The organism is Curtobacterium sp. VKM Ac-1376 (assembly GCF_015351025.1).
GTDB lineage: Bacteria > Actinomycetota > Actinomycetes > Actinomycetales > Microbacteriaceae > Curtobacterium.
In genome coordinates, this window is the sequence record NZ_JADKRV010000008.1 from 39,327 (window position 1) to 57,672 (window position 18,346).

17 protein-coding genes are annotated in these 18,346 nt (G+C 70.1%); 9 read left to right on the top strand and 8 right to left on the bottom strand.

The window, feature by feature from the left end:
* The first annotated feature begins 46 nt into the window (after window positions 1-46).
* Complete coding sequence (locus ITJ56_RS11045) at window positions 47-553, top strand: PH domain-containing protein (protein WP_194630666.1); 507 nt, start codon at window positions 47-49, stop codon at window positions 551-553.
* Between the two features lie 105 nt (window positions 554-658).
* On the opposite strand, the gene ITJ56_RS11050 is transcribed toward ITJ56_RS11045, so the two are convergent.
* Genes ITJ56_RS11050 through ITJ56_RS11060 form a run of 3 tightly spaced genes read right to left on the bottom strand, consistent with a single transcriptional unit; the run spans window position 659 to window position 4,745 of the window.
* Window positions 659-2,830, bottom strand: coding sequence for a dipeptide ABC transporter ATP-binding protein (locus ITJ56_RS11050; protein ID WP_194630667.1), 2,172 nt, complete (start codon window positions 2,828-2,830; stop codon window positions 659-661).
* Window positions 2,823-3,761, bottom strand: coding sequence for an ABC transporter permease (locus ITJ56_RS11055; protein ID WP_194630668.1), 939 nt, complete (start codon window positions 3,759-3,761; stop codon window positions 2,823-2,825). The genes ITJ56_RS11050 and ITJ56_RS11055 overlap by 8 nt, the downstream gene beginning before the upstream one ends.
* A 3-nt stretch (window positions 3,762-3,764) precedes the next feature.
* Window positions 3,765-4,745 carry an ABC transporter permease gene (locus tag ITJ56_RS11060; protein ID WP_194630669.1) on the bottom strand — a complete coding sequence of 327 codons (981 nt, stop codon included), beginning with the start codon at window positions 4,743-4,745 and terminating at the stop codon, window positions 3,765-3,767.
* Window positions 4,746-5,000: 255 nt separating this feature from the next.
* Here ITJ56_RS11060 and ITJ56_RS11065 point away from each other — a divergent pair, with 255 nt between their 5' ends.
* Complete coding sequence (locus tag ITJ56_RS11065; RefSeq protein ID WP_194630670.1) at window positions 5,001-6,719, top strand: ABC transporter family substrate-binding protein; 1,719 nt, start codon at window positions 5,001-5,003, stop codon at window positions 6,717-6,719.
* 95 nt (window positions 6,720-6,814) lie between these two features.
* Here the strand turns inward: ITJ56_RS11065 and ITJ56_RS11070 are convergent, their stop codons facing one another.
* From ITJ56_RS11070 to ITJ56_RS11080, 3 genes are all read right to left on the bottom strand, one after another.
* Entirely contained in the window at window positions 6,815-7,366 is a 552-nt protein-coding gene (locus tag ITJ56_RS11070) for a PH domain-containing protein (protein ID WP_194630671.1), read from the bottom strand.
* Between the two features lie 194 nt (window positions 7,367-7,560).
* Window positions 7,561-8,040, bottom strand: coding sequence for a peroxiredoxin (locus tag ITJ56_RS11075; RefSeq protein ID WP_194630672.1), 480 nt, complete (start codon window positions 8,038-8,040; stop codon window positions 7,561-7,563).
* Window positions 8,041-8,116: 76 nt separating this feature from the next.
* Window positions 8,117-8,866: a CPBP family intramembrane glutamic endopeptidase gene (locus ITJ56_RS11080; RefSeq protein ID WP_194630673.1), complete on the bottom strand. Its 750-nt coding sequence runs from the start codon at window positions 8,864-8,866 to the stop codon at window positions 8,117-8,119.
* Window positions 8,867-8,987: 121 nt separating this feature from the next.
* On the opposite strand from ITJ56_RS11080, the gene typA reads away from it, so the two are divergent.
* The 7 genes from typA (at window position 8,988) to ITJ56_RS11115 (ending at window position 17,007) form a co-directional block, all read left to right on the top strand.
* Window positions 8,988-10,910: a translational GTPase TypA gene (gene typA / locus ITJ56_RS11085; protein ID WP_194630674.1), complete on the top strand. Its 1,923-nt coding sequence runs from the start codon at window positions 8,988-8,990 to the stop codon at window positions 10,908-10,910.
* Between the two features lie 87 nt (window positions 10,911-10,997).
* Window positions 10,998-12,191, top strand: coding sequence for an amidohydrolase (locus ITJ56_RS11090; RefSeq protein WP_323749786.1), 1,194 nt, complete (start codon window positions 10,998-11,000; stop codon window positions 12,189-12,191).
* A 117-nt stretch (window positions 12,192-12,308) separates the two neighbouring features.
* Window positions 12,309-12,857 carry a hypothetical protein gene (locus tag ITJ56_RS11095; protein WP_194630676.1) on the top strand — a complete coding sequence of 183 codons (549 nt, stop codon included), beginning with the start codon at window positions 12,309-12,311 and terminating at the stop codon, window positions 12,855-12,857.
* A 19-nt stretch (window positions 12,858-12,876) separates the two neighbouring features.
* Window positions 12,877-14,061, top strand: coding sequence for a PIG-L family deacetylase (locus tag ITJ56_RS11100; RefSeq protein WP_194630677.1), 1,185 nt, complete (start codon window positions 12,877-12,879; stop codon window positions 14,059-14,061).
* Between the two features lie 35 nt (window positions 14,062-14,096).
* On the top strand, window positions 14,097-14,414 hold the full coding sequence (gene fdxA / locus ITJ56_RS11105) for a ferredoxin (RefSeq protein WP_194630678.1): 318 nt from the start codon (window positions 14,097-14,099) through the stop codon (window positions 14,412-14,414).
* An 11-nt stretch (window positions 14,415-14,425) separates the two neighbouring features.
* Window positions 14,426-15,544, top strand: coding sequence for a succinyldiaminopimelate transaminase (gene dapC / locus ITJ56_RS11110; protein WP_194630679.1), 1,119 nt, complete (start codon window positions 14,426-14,428; stop codon window positions 15,542-15,544).
* 164 nt (window positions 15,545-15,708) lie between these two features.
* Entirely contained in the window at window positions 15,709-17,007 is a 1,299-nt protein-coding gene (locus ITJ56_RS11115; protein WP_194630761.1) for a citrate synthase, read from the top strand.
* Between the two features lie 483 nt (window positions 17,008-17,490).
* Here ITJ56_RS11115 and ITJ56_RS11120 read toward each other — a convergent pair whose 3' ends face one another.
* Together ITJ56_RS11120 and ITJ56_RS11125 are read right to left on the bottom strand one after the other, a co-directional pair.
* Window positions 17,491-17,667 (bottom strand): hypothetical protein, encoded by a 177-nt coding sequence (locus ITJ56_RS11120; RefSeq protein WP_194630680.1) that lies wholly within the window; start codon window positions 17,665-17,667, stop codon window positions 17,491-17,493.
* A 25-nt stretch (window positions 17,668-17,692) separates the two neighbouring features.
* Window positions 17,693-18,247 carry a hypothetical protein gene (locus ITJ56_RS11125; RefSeq protein ID WP_194630681.1) on the bottom strand — a complete coding sequence of 185 codons (555 nt, stop codon included), beginning with the start codon at window positions 18,245-18,247 and terminating at the stop codon, window positions 17,693-17,695.
* Between the last annotated feature and the right edge of the window lie 99 nt (window positions 18,248-18,346).

Sequence of the window (18,346 nt, forward strand, 5' to 3'; positions counted from 1 at the left end):
CGAGGCCGGACGTCCCGTCGTCCTCCGCGCTGGTCGCGGGGGCGCGGTGGCGTCCGGCCTCGTCGCAGTCCTGGGCCTCTTCCTGCTCGGCGACGCCTCGGTCCGGGGCAGCTGGGACGTCGTGCTCCGCGCTGCCGGCCCGATCGCCGTGCTGGTCTGGGCCCTCTGGGTGCTCAGCTACCGCCCGTGCATCGTGGTCGACGACCGCACGGTCAACGTCATCAACCCGCTCCGCCGCACCGTCGTGCCGTGGCACGCGGTCGCCGACGTCCGGCTCCGCTGGCAGATCGTGATCGAGACGGTCGCCGGCCGGAAGGTGCAGTGCTGGGGCGGCCCGTCGTTGCCTCGCCCGAAGCCCGCTCGCCGCGGCGAGCAGGCCGTGCTGCCCCAGCCCGACGAGATGACCGTGCTGCTCGACCGGTGGTCCGAGCGCCGCGCTGCCGCCGCCGACGGCGACGTCGTGCGCGGCTGGGACACGCCGGCCCTGGTGGTCGGCGCGGCCACGCTGGCGCTCCTCGTCGTGTCGCTGCTCAGCCTGTGGCTCGGAGCCTGACGCGGCTCTCGATCACGACGACACGGCGGACGGGAGGCCCGGCGCACGAGGTGCGCCGGGCCTCCCGTCCGCCTGCTGGTCACGTCCACGGCGTGACCGGCGTCGTCAGACGACCGCGCCCACCCGCTCCGTGAGCAGGTGCTCCTGGTCGGTCTGGATGCAGGCGACGCCTCGGCCGTGCACGGGCTCGAGGCCCGGGTCGATCGTGCGGCACTGCTCCTGCCGGCCCTCGTCGAGGAGCTGGTAGAGCGGGCAGCGCGTGCGGAAGCGGCAGCCGTCGATGCGCTCCGTGGGGGAGGGCAGGTCGCCCTCGAGCAGGATGCGCCCGCGAGCTGCTTCGGCCATCGGGTCCGGCACCGGGACCGCTGACAGCAGGGCTCGCGTGTACGGGTGCTGCGGGTCCGAGAAGACCGCGTCCCCGTCGCCGTACTCGACGATGCGGCCGAGGTACATGACCGCGACGTCGTCGGCGATGTGCCGGACCACGGACAGGTCGTGCGCCACGAACAGGTAGGACAGTCCGAGGCGGTGCTTCAGGTCCTCGAGCAGGTTGATCACACCGGCCTGCACCGAGACGTCGAGGGCGGAGACGGGCTCGTCGAGCACCAGGATCTTGGGCTCGACGATCAACGCGCGGGCGATGCCGATGCGCTGCCGTTGGCCGCCGGAGAACTCGTGCGGGTACCGGTCGATGTAGCTCGGCTCGAGCCCGACCAGCTCGAGGGCCTCGCGCACACGGCGTCGGATCTCGTCCTTCGGCACACCGTGCACGGTGAGGGGCTCGCCGATCACCGAGCCGATGTCGAGCCGAGGGTCGATCGACGCCATCGGGTCCTGGAACACGACCTGGATGTCGCGCCGCAGCGCCAGGCGGTCCTTCTTCGAGAGCGAGGCGGTGTCGACGCCGTTCACCCGGATGGTGCCCTGCTGGGCGCCGGCGAGCTCGAGGATCTCCATGATGGTGGTCGTCTTGCCGCAGCCGGACTCGCCGACCAGGCCGAGCACCTGCCCGCGCTTCAGGGTCAGGGAGACACCGTCGACCGCGTGGACCTCGCCGATCTGCCGGCGGAACAGCGCGCCCTTGGTGAGCGGGAACGTCTTGACCACGTCCTGCAGCTCGAGCACGACGTCGTCGCCGTGGTCGACGGCCGCCTCGGGGACGTCCTCGGGGCGGGGGAAGATCTCCGAGCGCTCGAGGGTGCCCGCGGCGATCTCGTCCCGGCGGATGCACGCGGCGGTGTGGTCGACGATGACCGCCGGGGCCGAGACGGCCGCGCCGGTCGCGATGTCACCGACGGCGGCGTCGCCGGCGTTGGTGATCGCGCCGGTGCTCGCGCGCGTGATGGTCGGCGCGATGAGTGCGGGCTCGCCGTCGCGGCAGGCGTCGATGACGGCGGGGCAGCGGTCGGCGAACGGACAGCCGGTCGGCTTCTGCGTGAGCAGCGGCGGGCGGCCCTCGAGCGGGACGAGCCGTTCGGTCCGCGCGGCGGTCATGTTCGGCATCGATCGGAGTAGCCCGATCGTGTACGGCATCACCGGCTCGCGGAACAGCGGCTCGACGGGTGCCGTCTCGACGATCCGGCCGGCGTACATCACGGCGACGCGGTCGGCGTTCCCGGCGACGACGCCCAGGTCGTGTGTGATGAGCACCACGGCGGCACCGGTCATGTCCTTCGCGGTCTGCAGCACGTCGAGGATCTGCGCCTGGATCGTGACGTCGAGCGCGGTCGTCGGCTCGTCGGCGATGATCAGCTTCGGGTCGTTCGCGATGGCGATCGCGATCATCGCGCGCTGTCGCATGCCGCCGGAGAACTCGTGCGGGAACGCGTCGAGGCGCCGGGCTGGGTTCGGGATCCCGACGATGCGCAGCAGTTCCTCGGCGCGGGTGCGGGCAGCGTGCTGGGTGAGGGAGCGGTCGTGCAGGCGCAGCCCCTCGATGATCTGCTGGCTGATCGTGTACACCGGCGTCAGGGCGGACAGCGGGTCCTGGAACACCATCGCGATGTCACGGCCGCGCAGCCGGGACATCTCGCGGTCGTTCCTGCCGACGAGCTCCTGGCCGTCGAACCGGATGCTGCCCTGCACCTGGGCGGACGACGGCAGCAGCCCCATCACGGCCATCGAGGACACCGACTTGCCGGAACCCGACTCGCCCACGATGCCGAGGAACTCACCGGGTGCCACCGCGTAGTCCACCCCGCGGACGGCGTAGACGGGCTTGGTCTTCGGGTTGAACGTGACCGAGAGGTCGGAGACGGTCAGCAGCGGCTCAGTCACGGTTGGCTCCGGAGGTGGGGTCGATGGCGTCGCGCAGGGCGTCGCCGAGCAGGCTGGTCGAGAGCACGGTCGCGACGAGCGTCGCGGCGGGCAGGACGAAGAGCCACGGGCGGGTGACGGCGGACTGGCTGCCGGCGGCGAGCAGGGTGCCGAGCGACACGTCGGGCACCTGGATGCCGAAGCCGAAGAAGCTCAGCGAGCTCTCCGCCAGGATCGCGGCACCGACTCCCAGCGTGGCGTCGATGATGAGCAGCGACGCGACGTTCGGCAGGATGTGCCGCCGGATGATCGTGAACGCCGGGACGCCCATGAACCGGGCGGCCTTGACGTAGTCGCGTTCGCGCAGCGACATCGTCTGGCCGCGGATCACACGCGCCATCACCATCCAGCTGAACACCGCGAGTCCGACGATCAGCGCGACCCAGGTCAGGTCCTTGAACACCGGGCTGAGCAGGACGAGCGCGTAGAACGACGGGATCACGAGCAGCAGGTCGATGACCCAGACGAGCAGACGGTCGGTGGTGCCGCCGAAGTAGCCGGCGATCGCGCCGACGATGCCGGCGATGAGCGTGGCGGCAGGGCCGGCGATGAGCCCGATGAGCAGGGACTTCTGCAGGCCGACGAGGGTCTGCGCGTAGATGTCCTGCCCGATGTCGTTCGTGCCGAACCAGTGCGCGGCGCTCGGCGGCATGCCGAACGCGAGCCCGTCGGAGTCGACGGCGTTCCAGTGGTACAGGTACGGGCCGAGGAACGCCCAGAGGATGATGAGCAGCAGGACGCTGCCGCCGATCCGCGCGCGCCAGGTGCCGAACACCTTGCGCCAGAGCGGGGTGCGGCCGCCCTTGGCCTCGATGACGTGCGCCGGGACGCCGGCGTCGCCGTCGCCCGGGTCACCGGCGGTGGTCGTGGTCGTGGGGTCGAGAACAGACACGGGTCACACCCTCACTCGCGGGTCGAGCGCGGCGTACAGCAGGTCCGCGAGGGTCCCTGCGATGAGCACGAGGATCGCCGTGAAGAGGATCGTGCCCGAGGCCGCGTTGATGTCGTTGTTGCTGATGCTCTGGACGAAGTACTCGCCCATGCCGTGCCAGCTGAAGACCAGCTCGGTGATGCTCGCACCCGTCAGGATCAGGCCGAACGAGTACGCGAAGAAGGTCGACATCGGGATGAGGGCGACGCGGACGCCGTGGCGCATGATCGCGGACCCGCGGGTGCGACCCTTCGATCGCGCGGTGCGGATGAAGTCGTTCGACAGCACGTCGAGCATCGCGGAGCGCTGGTACCGCGAGTAGGTGGCCACGGCGCCGATGGTCAGCGAGACCGTCGGTAACAGCAGGTGCACGAGGCGGTCGCCGAGGACCGGGAAGAACCCGCTCACCCCCGGCGTGTACTCACCGGTGAACCGGATCACCTGCGTCCCGACGCCCTGGTTGAGCGAGGTCGCGAGGATCATGAGCACGACCGCGATGACGAAGGTCGGGGTGGCGAGCACCGCGAACGACAGGTAGGTCGAGACCTGGTCCGAGGTGCGGTACTGCCGGACGGCGTTCCAGACGCCCAGCAGCACGCCGAGGACCGCGCCGAGCAGGGTGCCGATGACGAGCAGCCGCAGGCTCGTGCCGGACCGGGCGATGATGTCGGCCGTCACCTCGGTGCCGCGGGTGCTCATGCCGAGCGAGCCGTGTGTCACCAGGCCGACCCACCAGTCCCACGTGCGGACGATGAGCGGGGTGTCCGGATCGGCCCCGAGCTTCCGCAGGGACGCCTCGATGGTGCCCTGCGGCACCGCCGGGTTGCGCCCGAGGAACCGGGCGGCCGGGTTGAGCGTGCTGCTGGCGAGGATGTACCCGAGCGTGGTCGCCACGATCGTCAGGACGACGTAGTTGACGATCCGCTTTGCGATGAAGGCGAGCATGTACTTCGTGACCTCTGGGTGCGGCCGTCCGTCCGGACGGCGTTGTCGGTGGCGACAGGCTAGCCGTTCGAGCGACTGGGTGGGACAACGGAAGTGACGCTATGCAACATTCGTTACGAGCGTGTTTCGATTCGTCGCACGGACCCTTGTGCAGCCTTCGGATGTGGCTAGGGTTCTCAACCAACAGACGCGACGGCGGGGGCCGTCGCGGTCCAGCGCGATCTGCGCGAACCACAACGAAAGGGAATCCTCGCCATGCGAAAGAGGATCAAGGGCATCGCCGTCCTCGCCACCGCTGCGGCTGCCGCCGTCGTGCTGGCGGGCTGCTCCGGGGGCGGAACTGCGGGCAACAGCAGCTCCCCGGTCGCCGAGTCGTCGCTGAAGTCGACCGGCTGGACCGCCGCGGACCGCGCGGACGTGCAGGACGGTGGGTCGATCACCCTGCCGATCGACTCGGCTCCGGCCAACTTCCAGATCAACAACCTCGACTCCGGGACCGTCGACGACCAGGCGATCTCCGGGACCTACCTGCCGAGCTTCATCCAGTTCAAGGAGAACGGCGAGTGGGAGGCGAACAAGGACTACGTCGACTCCATCGAGCTGACGAAGGACTCGCCCCAGACCGTCGAGATCACGATCAACCCGAAGGCGGTGTGGTCCGACGGCACCCCGATCACCGAGAAGGACGTCGCCGCCAACTGGAAGGCGCTGAACGGCACGAACGAGGACTTCGCGCCGCTCGCCACCAACGTGTGGGAGGACGTGAAGTCGGTCGAGCAGGGCGACGACGAGCGCGACGTCATCGTCACGTTCTCGAAGACGAACGCCGACTGGCCGTCCGTGTTCACGTCGATCTACCCGTACTGGGCCGTCGACACCCCCGAGCACTTCAACACCGCCTGGGCCAAGGGTCCGTACGCCGCGGACGGCAAGACCTACGTCTCCGGCGGTCCGTACACCGTGGAGTCCTTCGACGCCAACGGCGGTGTGCTCACGTTCGAGAAGAACCCGAAGTGGTGGGGGGACGAGGGCAAGCTCGACACGATCGTGTTCAAGACGGTGTCACGTGACGGCGTCGCCCAGGCCTACGCCAACAAGGAGTTCGACGCGTTCAACCTGAACGGCAGCGCGGACAACTTCAAGACCGCCAACTCGCGGTCGGACTCGAAGATCGAGCGTTCGCTCGGCACGACGCAGCGTCAGATCACGCTGAACGGCACCGCCGACGTCTTCAAGGACCAGGACGTCCGTCAGGCGTTCGCGCAGGCGATCAACCGCAAGGTCCTCGCCCAGGCGATCCTGTCACCGGTGAAGAGCCCGGGTGACGTGCTCAACAACCTCGTCTACCTGCCCGGCCAGGAGGGCTACACGGACGACGTGTCTAGCGTCTACGGCTACGACACGGCCAAGGCGAAGAAGAAGCTCGAGGACGCCGGCTACGAGATCGGCTCGGACGGCTACGCGACCAAGGGCGGCACGACGCTCGAGGTCCGGTTCGTGATCCCGTCGGACAACCCGAACTCGGCGAACATCGCCCAGCTCGTGCAGCAGCAGACGAAGCAGGCCGGCTTCAAGGTCACGATCGACACCGTGCCGACCGACGACTTCTTCACGAAGTACATCACCACCGACGGCCGTGACTTCGACGCCACGTACTTCGCATGGCAGGGCACGCCGTTCCCGATCTCGTCGCTGAAGTCGATCTACTACCCCGCCGACGCCGGGCAGAACTACACCGGGGTGACGGACGACTCGCTCGGTGCGGCGTGGGACAAGGCGAACGCCGAGCTCGACGCCGACGCCCGTACCGAGGACGCGCAGGAGATCGACGAGAAGATCGTCAAGGTCGCCGGCACGATCCCGCTGTTCGCCGAGCCGTACGCCTGGGGTGTCCGCAAGGACCTGGTGAACTACGGTCCGGCGCAGTTCCAGCAGTACTCCGTCAAGTGGCAGGACGTCGGCTACACGAAGTAGTCGCAGCACCGATCACGAGCCACACCCCCGACGTCGCACGACGTCGGGGGTGTGGTTCTGCGTCGGCGCACGCGGGCGGCCGCGGCGCCCCGGTCCTACAGCCGTGCCGCCGCCGTCGACGCCGCGAACCCGAGCACGATCATCGCCAGGATCGTCCACCCGTGGGTTCTGTGGGTGATCGGCGCAGCGACGACGCTCGCGGGGGGCGGGCCGTCCTGCGGCGCCGGGGTGGGCACGCGGGCCAGCATGCGCGCGGCCGCGGCGCCCACGTCGAGGTGATCCGCGCCTCCCGGCCGGTCACCGGTGCGCGCGTCGAGCCGCGCGGTCGGACGGGTTGCGATCCAGACGCGGCGCACGCCCTCGCTCGTGACCACCTCGATGCCGTACTTGGTCCGGACCTCGGTGACCCGCGACCAGGTGTAGGTGCTCGTCCGCCGGACGTCCACGATGCGCAGGTGCTCGGGCATCAGCTCGATGCGTGGGCGCCACAGCGCGGCCCACGCGACGAACGCGATGCAGATGCTCGGGACGACTGCGAGCCAGGGGGAGCCGCCGCCGACCAGCGCGAGCGGCACGAGCACGGCGGCGGCGGCCCAGAGGACGAGGGCGAGGCGACGAAGACCCGGGGCGACGATGGTGGTGTGCACCGGACGAGGGTACGAGATGCCTCCCCGGAGACGCCCGGGGAGCGGGTGTGACACACCGGCGCGTATCTCCGGACGACCCGATTCTCCGGGGAGGCAGATCCTGGTCGGACCGCTCGTGCCGTCCATGGTCGTCGGCCCCGGTTCGGGTGTCAACACCTCACGTCGAACTGTCCAGCGGACCCCCACGCGGGGCTCTAGGAGACGAGCAATTCGATCTGCTCGCGGATGGTCTCGGCCTTCGGGAACCGGAGTCCGACCAGGCCGACGTGCCGCCAGCGCACCACGCCGTCGGGGCCGATGACGAAGACGGATCGTCGCAGGCCGATCCCCGGCGCCCGCACCCCGTAGGCGCGGACGACCGAGCCCGCGGTGTCGCTCAGCAGCGGGAAGGCGAGCGAGGAGTCGCGGGCGAAGGTCTCGTGCGAGTCGAGGGCCTGCGGGCTGATGCCCCACACGGTCGCGCCGAGGTCGGTGAAGTCGTCGAGCTCCGCCTGGTAGCTGCACAGCTGAGCGGTGCAGACCGCCGTCGCGTCAGCCGGGTAGAAGGCGAGCACCACCGTCCGGCCGATCTCGGCGGACAGGTCGTACTCGTCGTCGGTGCGGACGCCGTCGCGGACGATCATCCCCGGCAGGGTGAACGACGGGGCGGACTCGCCGATCGCGGGGATGCTCATGGGTCTCACGCTAGGGGTGCGGCGCGGTGGTTGCCCCTCGGCACGCTGTGGGCAGACTGTGTATGCGCTCCGTGGCCTACGAGAACAGCTGGGGGAACGCGTTCGCCACCCAGGGGTAGCCTACGAACACGGCGGCGTCCAGCAGGCAGTGCGTGACGATCAAGGGCATCAGACGCCCCCACCTGGTGTAGATCCAGCCGAACACGACGCCCATCACGGCGTTCCCGACGAACGCGCCGAAGCCCTGGTACAGGTGGTAGCTCCCGCGCAGCAGGGCGGTCGACAGGATCATCTGCCAGCGGCCCCAGCCGAGGTCGCCGAGCCGGGCGTACAGGTACCCGATGACGATCACTTCCTCTTGCAGGCCCGAACGGATCGCGGACAGCAGCAGGACCGGGATCGTCCACCAGTACGAGTTGAAGGCAGCGGGGTCGACGGCGACCGTGATGCCGAGGGCCCGACCGGTGAAGTACAGGGCGAGGCCCGGGATCCCGATGCACAGGGCGATGAGCGCCGGGCCACCGAGGTCGGGCTTCGCACGGAAGCGGTCGATGCCGAGCCGTCCCAGGTGCGGGCGCGACGTGCTCCACAGCAGGAAGCAGACGAGAGCGACCGGGGCCAGGTCGACCGCGATGCCGAGCAGCTGTCGCGCCAGGTCGACGTACTCCACCGTCGTCGACGAGGTGTTCAGCGCCGTGGACTGCTCGCCGAGCGGGGTGGTCTGCGACAGATCGTCGATGATCTGCAGGATCGAGTACAGCGCGCTGGCACCGAGCGAGAGCAGCAGGACGATCGTGATCTCGACCCACGTTCGCCGTCGGCTCATCGTCAGTACTCCTGTCTGTTGCGAACTACCGGTAGACTGGCGTGTCGGGCGTTCTGCCCACGGGTGCGGTGCTGAGAAATCACTGGCCCGACACTCTCCCAGAAATTGAAGGATGTCCTGTATGGCGCTCGCCACCCGGTCCGACCTGCGCAACGTCGCCATCGTGGCACACGTCGACCACGGCAAGACCACCCTCGTTGACGCGATGCTCACGCAGACGAACTCGTTCGACGCCCACTTCGAGGGCGAAGACCGCATGATGGACTCGAACGACCTCGAGCGCGAGAAGGGCATCACGATCCTCGCGAAGAACACCTCGGTGCTCTACAACGGGAAGCACGCGACCGAGTTCGGCTCGGACGGCCCCATCACCATCAACGTGATCGACACCCCCGGCCACGCCGACTTCGGTGGTGAGGTCGAGCGCGGCCTCTCCATGGTCGACGGTGTCGTCCTGCTCGTCGACGCGTCCGAGGGTCCGCTGCCCCAGACCCGCTTCGTGCTCCGCAAGGCGCTCGCCGCGAAGCTCCCGGTGATCCTGCTCGTCAACAAGACGGACCGCCCCGACTCCCGCATCGACGAGGTCGTCTCCGAGTCGCAGGACCTGCTGCTCGGCCTGGCCTCCGACCTGTCGGACGAGGTCGACGACCTCGACCTCGACGCGATCCTCGACGTCCCCGTGGTCTACGCCTCGGGCCGCAACGGCGCCGCGTCGCGCAACAAGCCGAACGACGGCGAGCTGCCGGACAACGACGACCTCGAGCCCCTGTTCGAGGCCATCCTGCAGCACGTGCCCGCGCCGAAGTACGACGACGAGCACCCGCTGCAGGCCCACGTCACGAACCTCGACGCGTCGCCGTTCCTCGGTCGCCTCGCGCTGCTGCGCATCTTCCACGGCACGATGAAGAAGGGCCAGACGGTCGCGTGGGTCAAGCACGACGGCACCGTCGTCAACGCCCGCATCACCGAGCTCCTCATCACGAAGGCCCTCGACCGGTACCCCGCCGAGTCCGCCGGCCCCGGTGACATCGTCGCAGTTGCCGGCTTCGACACCATCACCATCGGTGAGACCCTGACCGACCCCGAGGACGTCCGCCCGCTGCCGACCATCACGGTCGACGACCCGGCGATCTCGATGACGATCGGCACGAACACCAGCCCGCTCGTCGGCAAGGTCAAGGGCCACAAGCTCACCGCCCGCATGGTCAAGGAGCGCCTCGACCGCGAGCTCATCGGCAACGTCTCGCTCAAGGTCCTCGACATCGGTCGTCCCGACGCCTGGGAGGTCCAGGGCCGTGGAGAGCTCGCGCTCGCCATCCTGGTCGAGCAGATGCGTCGCGAGGGCTTCGAGCTCACCGTCGGCAAGCCGCAGGTCGTCACGAAGCGTGACGAGAACGGCAAGCTGCAGGAGCCGTACGAGCACATGACGATCGACACGCCGGAGGAGTACCTCGGCGCGATCACGCAGCTCATGGCCGCTCGCAAGGGCCGCATGGAGAACATGACGAACCACGGCACCGGCTGGGTGCGCATGGAGTTCATCGTCCCGTCGCGCGGCCTGATCGGCTTCCGCACGTCCTTCCTGACGGAGACCCGCGGTACCGGCATCGCCAACGCGATCTTCCACGGCTACGACGACTGGGCCGGTGCGATCCAGACCCGCATCAACGGCTCGATCGTGTCCGACCGTTCCGGTGTGGTCACGCCCTTCGCCATCACGAACCTGCAGGAGCGGATGACGTTCTTCGTCAACCCCACCGAAGAGGTCTACGAGGGCATGGTCATCGGCGAGAACTCGCGCGCCGACGACATGGACGTGAACATCACCAAGGAGAAGAAGCTCACGAACATGCGGTCGGCCAACGCCGACACGTTCGAGTCGATGACCCCGTCGCGGCAGCTCTCGCTCGAGGAGTGCCTCGAGTTCGCCCGTGAGGACGAGTGCGTCGAGGTCACCCCGGCCGTCGTGCGCATCCGCAAGGTCGAGCTCGACGCGTCGGCCCGCCAGCGCTCGTACGCGCGCCTGAAGCGTCAGGACGCGTAAACCAAGGCCTGGAGGCCCGTCCTCCGTCCGACGGCCCGGTCACCTCGAGCAGGTGGCCGGGCCGTTCGCGGTTGTACCGTGGGGAGCGTGACTCTCGACCTCCTCTCGATCTACCAGGACCTGCACGCCCACCCGGAGCTCGGCTTCCGGGAGCACCGCACCGCCGGTGTCATCGCCCGGGAGCTCGCCGAGATCGGCGGGATCGAGGTGACGACGGGCGTCGGCGGGACCGGTGTCGTCGGCGTCGTGACGAACGGCGAGGGACCCGTGGTCTGGCTCCGCGCCGACATGGACGGTCTGCCCGTGCAGGAGCGGACCGGGCTGCCGTACGCCAGTGAGCACGTCGGCACCGACGACGAGGGCAAGGACGTCCCGACGATGCACGCGTGCGGGCACGACATCCACGTCACGTGGCTGCTCGGCGCGCTCGAGCGCCTGGTCGCCACCACGGCTGACTGGCGCGGCACCGTCGTCGCCGTCTTCCAGCCCGCCGAAGAGGTCATCTCCGGTGCCCGCGCCATGGTCGAGGACGGCCTGGTCGAGCGGTTCCCGAAGCCGGACGTCGTGCTCGGGCAGCACTCGGCCCCGGCGCCGGTCGGCATCGTCGCGGTCGGCACCGGCCCGGTGATGGCGTCGAGCGACCGGCTGACCGTGACGTTCAACGGCCGCGGCGCGCACGGTTCGGCGCCGCAGGCCTCGCTCGACCCGATCGTCACGGCCGCGTCGGCCGTCGTGCGGCTGCAGACCGTCGTCGCGCGCGAGGTCTCGCCGAGCGATGCCGGGGTCGTCACGGTGGGCAGCTTCCACGCGGGCACCCGCGCGAACATCATCCCCGACCAGGCCGTCATCGAGATCTCCACGCGCGCCCGCAACGAGGAGACCCGCCAGCGCATCATCGCCTCGATCGAGCGCATCGTCCGGGCCGAGAGCACGGCCGGCGGGCTGCCCGAGCCGACGATCGCCCGTGCCCCCGGCGCGGAGGTCACCGTGAACGAGGCCGAGGCCGCCGCCACCGTGCTCGAGGCGATCCGAGCCGAGGTCCCGGATGCACGCGACCTGGAGATCGGACTCGCCATGGCCTCGGAGGACGTCGGGCAGCTCGCGACCGCCGCCGGTGCGCCGCTCGTGTACTGGTTCACGGGCATCACCGACCCGGAGCGCTTCCGCCGGGGCGAGGACATCCCGAGCAACCACTCGCCCTTCTACGCGCCGAAGGCCGAGACCGCGATCCCGGTCGGCGTCGACGCCCTGGTGGCCGCGACGCGCGCGTACGTCGCCTGACACGTTCGTCGGGAAGGAGGCCCGGGGCGGTCCCGCCGCGCACGTGACCGCCCCGGGGACGGCACGTTCACAGCCAACTCGCGCCGGGCCTCCCGGCTCGTCCGTTACGGTCGCGCCATGCGTTCCCTCCGTACCCCGCTGATCGCCGCCGTCGCTGCCGGCATCGCCCTGGCCGGACTCACCGGCTGTTCCACCCAGACCGTGCAGCAGGCCACCGACCTCGGGTCATCCGTCGCGTCGAACGTGGCCGACGGGGTCGCCGGCATCGACGGCAAGGCGATCCAGGACGGCATGTCCTCGGCCGCGGGCGGCATCGACGGCGCGCTCGACACGGCGCTCAAGGGCGTCGACGTGACCTCCGACGGCAAGGTGCCGGACGGATTCCCGTCGGCCGACGTCCCGCTCGTCGACGGCACCGTGCTCGGCGGGGGAGCGGGCCCGAACGGCTCCGGGTGGGTCGCGCAGGTCCGGGCGGCCTCGGTCGACGACTTCCAGGCCGCCGTGCAGCAGCTCACCGACGCCGGGTACACCGAGTCGGCCAAACGTGCGGACTCGTCGAGTGCGTTCGGCATGTTCCGGAGCGACGCGTACCGCGTGGTGCTGACCTTCTCGGAGACCAAGGACAGCGGCGGCGTCACGGCGACCTACATCGTCACGCCCCGCTAGTCCCGTACCCTGGGGGACGATGTCGAAGGCCCCCGCCACGCGCCCCGAGCGCGTCCTGATCGTGCACGCCCACCCCGACGACGAGACGCTCTCGTCGGGCGGGACCATCGCGACCCTGCTCGAGCGCGGCGCCGAGGTGACCGTGCTCACCGCGACCCGGGGCGAGCGCGGCGAGATGCTCACGGAACAGTTGGCCCCGCTCGCGGGCGACCCCGCGCGGGTGGCGCGGCACCGGGAGACCGAGATCGCCGCAGCCCTCGCCGCCCTCGGCGGGCCGCAGCACCTGTGGCTCGGCGGGCGCGGTGCTCGGCGGACCGACCTGCCGGAGCGTCGCTACGTCGACTCCGGCATGCAGTGGGGCCCGGACGGGCGGGCGACCGCCGCGGACGCCGCCCCGGCCGACTCGCTGACGGCGGCCGACCTGGGCGAGGTCGTGGACGACGTCCGCGCCGCGATCCGCTCCACCGGTGCCGACGCCGTGATCAGCTACGCCGACGACGGGGGCTACGGGCACCCCGACCACGTGCGGATGCACCACGCGGCGCAGTACGCGGCCCGTGCCGAAGAAGTCCCGTTCTCGATGATCGTCGACCCCGCCAGCGGCCAGGCCGACGTGACGGTCGACGTCCTGCCGGTCCGGGCGAAGGTGCGTGCGGCCGTCGAGCAGTACCGCTCCCAGGTCGCCGTCGACCCCGTGGACCCCGCCGACCCCGCGGCCCTGTCGTGGGTCATGCCGCACGGCGTCCGGCAGCATGCCCCGGCGGTCGAGGCGTTCCGGCACGACGCGGCCCCGCAGCCGGCGGCGCCGCAGACCTACGCCGAGATGTCCGGCCAGGGCAAGGTCGCGGCGGTCGTCGTCTCGCTGCTGCTCGGGCTGCTCGCAGGCGGGCTCGGGACGGTCACGCACCAGCAGACGATCGGCGCGTTCCCGGTCGGGCTCGTCGTCACCACCCTCATCGTGCTCGGCCTGACCGTGGGCGTGCGGCTCGTCTACCGCTCGCGGGCGATGGTCGCCGCGATCGGCATCGGGATCCTCGTCGCGACGCAGGTGCTCGTGTCGGTCGGCGGGGAGAGCTCGCCGCTCGTCCTGGCCAACGCCGCCGGGTACGTGTGGACCTTCGCCCCCGCGGTCATCGCCGCCCTGGTCCTCGCGTGGCCGGACCTGTCGGGGCTGCGGTCCCGGACGGCCCCGGGCCGCGGGTAGACTCGAACCCGCTCGTCGAAGGGAGCACCCGAACCGTGACCTACGTGATCGCCCAGCCGTGTGTCGACGTCAAGGACCGCGCCTGCATCGACGAATGCCCGGTCGACTGCATCTACGAGGGTGACCGTTCCCTCTACATCCACCCCGACGAGTGCGTCGACTGTGGTGCTTGCGAGCCGGTCTGCCCCGTCGAGGCCATCTACTACGAGGACGACCTGCCCGAGCAGTGGGCCGACTACTACAAGGCGAACGTGGAGTTCTTCGAGGACATCGGTTCGCCCGGCGGCGCCGCGAAGGTCGGCGTGATCCACAAGGACCACCCCGTCGTCGCGGCCGAGCCCGTCCGCGGCTGACCGGACCCCTCGTGGCGCTCGACCTCCCCGACTTCCCCTGGGACCAGCTCGTCCCGTTCAAGCAGCGCGCCGGGGCGTGCGAGGGCGGCATCGTCGACCTCAGTGTCGGATCGCCCGTCGACCCCACGCCAGAGGTCGTCCGCACCGCCCTGGCCACCGCGACCGACGCGCACGCCTACCCGCAGGTCGCCGGCACTCCGGCGCTCCGGCAGGCGATCGCGGACTGGTACGGCCGGCGGCACGGCGTCGCGCTGACCGAGGCGAACGCGCTGCCGACGATCGGCTCGAAGGAGTTCATCGCGGGCCTGGCGCTCTGGCTCGGCATCGGCCCCGGTGACACCGTGGTGTTCCCGGCCGCCGCGTACCCGACGTACGAGCTCGGCGCCGCGCTGGTCCGGGCCGACGCGCTCGCCTCGGACGATCCCGCCGAATGGCCGTCCACCACGAAGCTGGTCTGGCTGAACTCGCCGGGCAACCCCGACGGGCGTGTGCTGTCGATCGACGAACTCCGGGCCGCGGTGTCCCGTGCTCGCGAGCTCGGGGCGGTCATCGTCGGTGACGAGTGCTACGCCGAGCTCGGATGGGACCCGCAGTACGCGACCACCCCGACGCCCACGATCCTCGACCCCCGGGTCGTCGGCGACTCGCTCGACGGCGTGCTGAGCGTCTACTCGCTGTCGAAGCAGTCGAACCTCGCCGGCTACCGCGCGGCCTTCGTCGCCGGTGATGCTGCGATCCTGGCCGACGTCCTGGCCGTCCGGAAGCACGCGGGGCTCATGCCGCCGCTGCCCGTCCAGCAGGCGATGATCGTCGCGCTGCAGGACCAGACGCACGTGCAGCAGCAGAAGGCCCGGTACCGGGCGCGGCGGAACATGCTCAGACGGGCACTCGAGGACGCCGGCTTCCGCGTCGACCACAGCGAGGCCGGGCTCTACCTCTGGGCCACCCGGGGCGAACCGGCGTTCGACACCGTCGCCTGGCTCGCTGACCGCGGGATCCTCGTCGCACCGGGCACGTTCTACGGCGCGGCCGGCGGCGAGCACGTCCGCGTGGCCTTGACGGCGACCGACGAGCGCATCGCCGCGGCGTCCCAGCGCCTGGCGAGCAGCCGTCGACTCGGCACCGCGTAGCACGGACACGACCGCGTCGGGCAGGTCCCGCAATCCGTGGGACCCACCAAATCATCACCGCCGATGTGTGCACGAGCGACAGGTGCCGCGATTAGGCTGTCCTCGTGACTGACACTGCCAATGACGCTCAGAAGACGGCCACACCGCCCACCACGCCCGTCCCCGTGAGCCCTGCTGCCGAGCAGCAGGGCGCGACCGCGACGCTGACGTTCCCGGGTGGCACGGCGGAGTTCCCGATCCTGCAGAGCGTCGACGGCGCGTCCGCGATCGACATCTCGACCTTCAAGAAGCAGACCGGGATGAACACGCTCGACTACGGGTTCGTGAACACCGGCGCGACGAAGAGCGCGATCACCTACATCGACGGCGACCAGGGGATCTTGCGCTACCGCGGCTACCCGATCGACCAGGTCGCCGCGAACTGCACCTTCCTCGAGGTCGCCTGGCTCCTGATCTACGGCGAGCTGCCGACCCCCACCGAGCTCGAGCAGTTCGACGCCCGCATCCGTCGGCACACCCTGCTGCACGAAGACCTCCGTCGCCTGTTCGACGCCCTGCCGCACTCGGCGCACCCGATGTCGGTCCTGTCGAGCGCCGTCAGCGCCCTGTCCACGTACTACGAGGCCGACATGGACGTCGACGACCCCGAGAAGGTCGAGCTGCAGACCGTCCGCCTGCTCGCCAAGCTCCCGGTCATCGCCGCGTACGCCCACAAGAAGGCCATCGGGCAGGCGTTCCTGTACCCGGACAACTCGCTGTCGTTCGTCGACAACTTCCTGCGGCTGAACTTCGGCACCATGGCGGAGACCTACCAGCCGAACCCGGTGCTCTCGAAGGCGCTCGAGCGGCTGCTCATCCTGCACGAGGACCACGAGCAGAACGCCTCGACCTCCACGGTGCGAATGGTCGGTTCGACGAAGGCCAACATGTTCGCGTCGATCTCGGCCGGCATCAACGCCCTGTACGGCCCCCTGCACGGCGGCGCGAACGAGGCCGTGCTCGAGATGCTCCAGCAGATCAAGGACTCGGGCGAGCCCGTCACGCGCTTCGTCGAGCGGGTGAAGAACAAGGAGCAGGGCGTCAAGCTCATGGGCTTCGGACACCGCGTCTACAAGAACTACGACCCGCGTGCGAAGCTCGTCAAGGAGTCCGCGCACGAGGTCCTCGAGTCCCTCGGTGTGCAGGACGACCTGCTCGACATCGCGATGGAGCTCGAGCAGATCGCGCTCGAGGACGAGTACTTCGTCAGCCGCAAGCTCTACCCGAACGTCGACTTCTACACCGGCATCATCTACAAGGCGATGGGCTTCCCGCCGCGGATGTTCACCGTCCTGTTCGCAATCGGTCGTCTGCCGGGCTGGATCGCCCAGTGGCGCGAGCTGAACAACGACCCGCTCAACAAGATCGGTCGCCCGCAGCAGCTCTACGTGGGCGCGCCCGAGCGCGACGTCCCCGAGCGCTGACCGACTCCGAGCGCCCCGCCCCACGGTTCCGTGGCGCGGGGCGCTCGTGTGTGTGCGTCGGTCGGCATTCCGCCCGCTCGCGGGGAGGAGGGACGCGCCGCTCGCCTCCGCCGAGTGGTCGCGAACTGTCGTCCGGCGGGTGTCGAAACGACGGTTCGTGCGCCCTCGGCGCCCGTGGACGGTGTGTCGTGACCGCTCGCGGGGGCGGGGCACTGGACGCGACGGTCTGGAGGCCCGGTGCCGGTCTCGTGGGCACCGGGCCTCCCGTGCGTGCGTCGTCCGGCACGGGGAGGCGGGACGCGCCGCTCACCTCCGCCGAGTGGTTGTGAGCTGTCGTCCGGCGGGTGTCGAACCGACGGTTCGTGCGCCCTCGGCGCCCGTGGACGGTGTGTCGTGACCGCTGGCGGGGCGGGGCACTGGACGCGACGGTCTGGAGGCCCGGTACCGGTCTCGTGGACCGGCACCGGGCCTCCAGGCGCCGTTTCAGGGCCGCTTCCGGTGATGCCGGATCGCGGTCCCGGTGATCAGGATCGCGGCGAAGAGCGCCACCGTCCCCAGAGCATTGCTCGTCCACAGTCCTGCCGTCGCCGGTGAGGTCGTGATGACGACGCCGAACGCCACCAGGCAGATGCTGATGACGGTCGCGACGAGTACCTGCATCAGCTGACTCCGATCGGCCGGGGCGTCACACACATCGAGGGTTCCGTGCGCCGTTGAAGGGGTAGACGCGGAGCGACTTCGATCCGCATCGGATCCCGTTGGTGGTCACCGCCCAGGTTGCGGCGGCGATGATCGCGCCGGCCACCACGCAGAACGTTCCGGCACTGATGGCGCAGACACCCGCGCCCAGAGCCCAGCCAGCACCGCTGATGATCGCGGACTGATCAGTCGCGTTGAAGGAGACGTAGGTTCCGTACTTGTCGCTGCCCGCCCCGAGACGAGCTCGAGGATCGCCCTGCGCGATGTCCAACGAGAAGCCGTCTCCGAGCTCGATGGTGGTCGTGCGCGCGCCGTCACGCCCGATCCGCTCGTCGATGACGTACCCGCCGGCGCGGGCTTCAGCAACAGCGACGTCGAGTTGCTCTGGTGTGACGTCCGTCAGCGGTTGCGCCGTCGATGGACCGGCCGTGCTGCTGGGCGCGGAGCGGTCGACTGCGTGCGCGGACGGTGCGACGAGCACGCTCGACACGATGATCGCGACGGTTGCCCCGAGCGTGACGCCGGTGGTGCGAAGTGGCATGTACTCCCCTTGGCTCGTTGCGCCGCGGCGGTGCGGCAATGGCCACACCGTACCGAGGCGAAACGTGATGTGCAAGAGAAGAAATATCAGCGGGGGCGC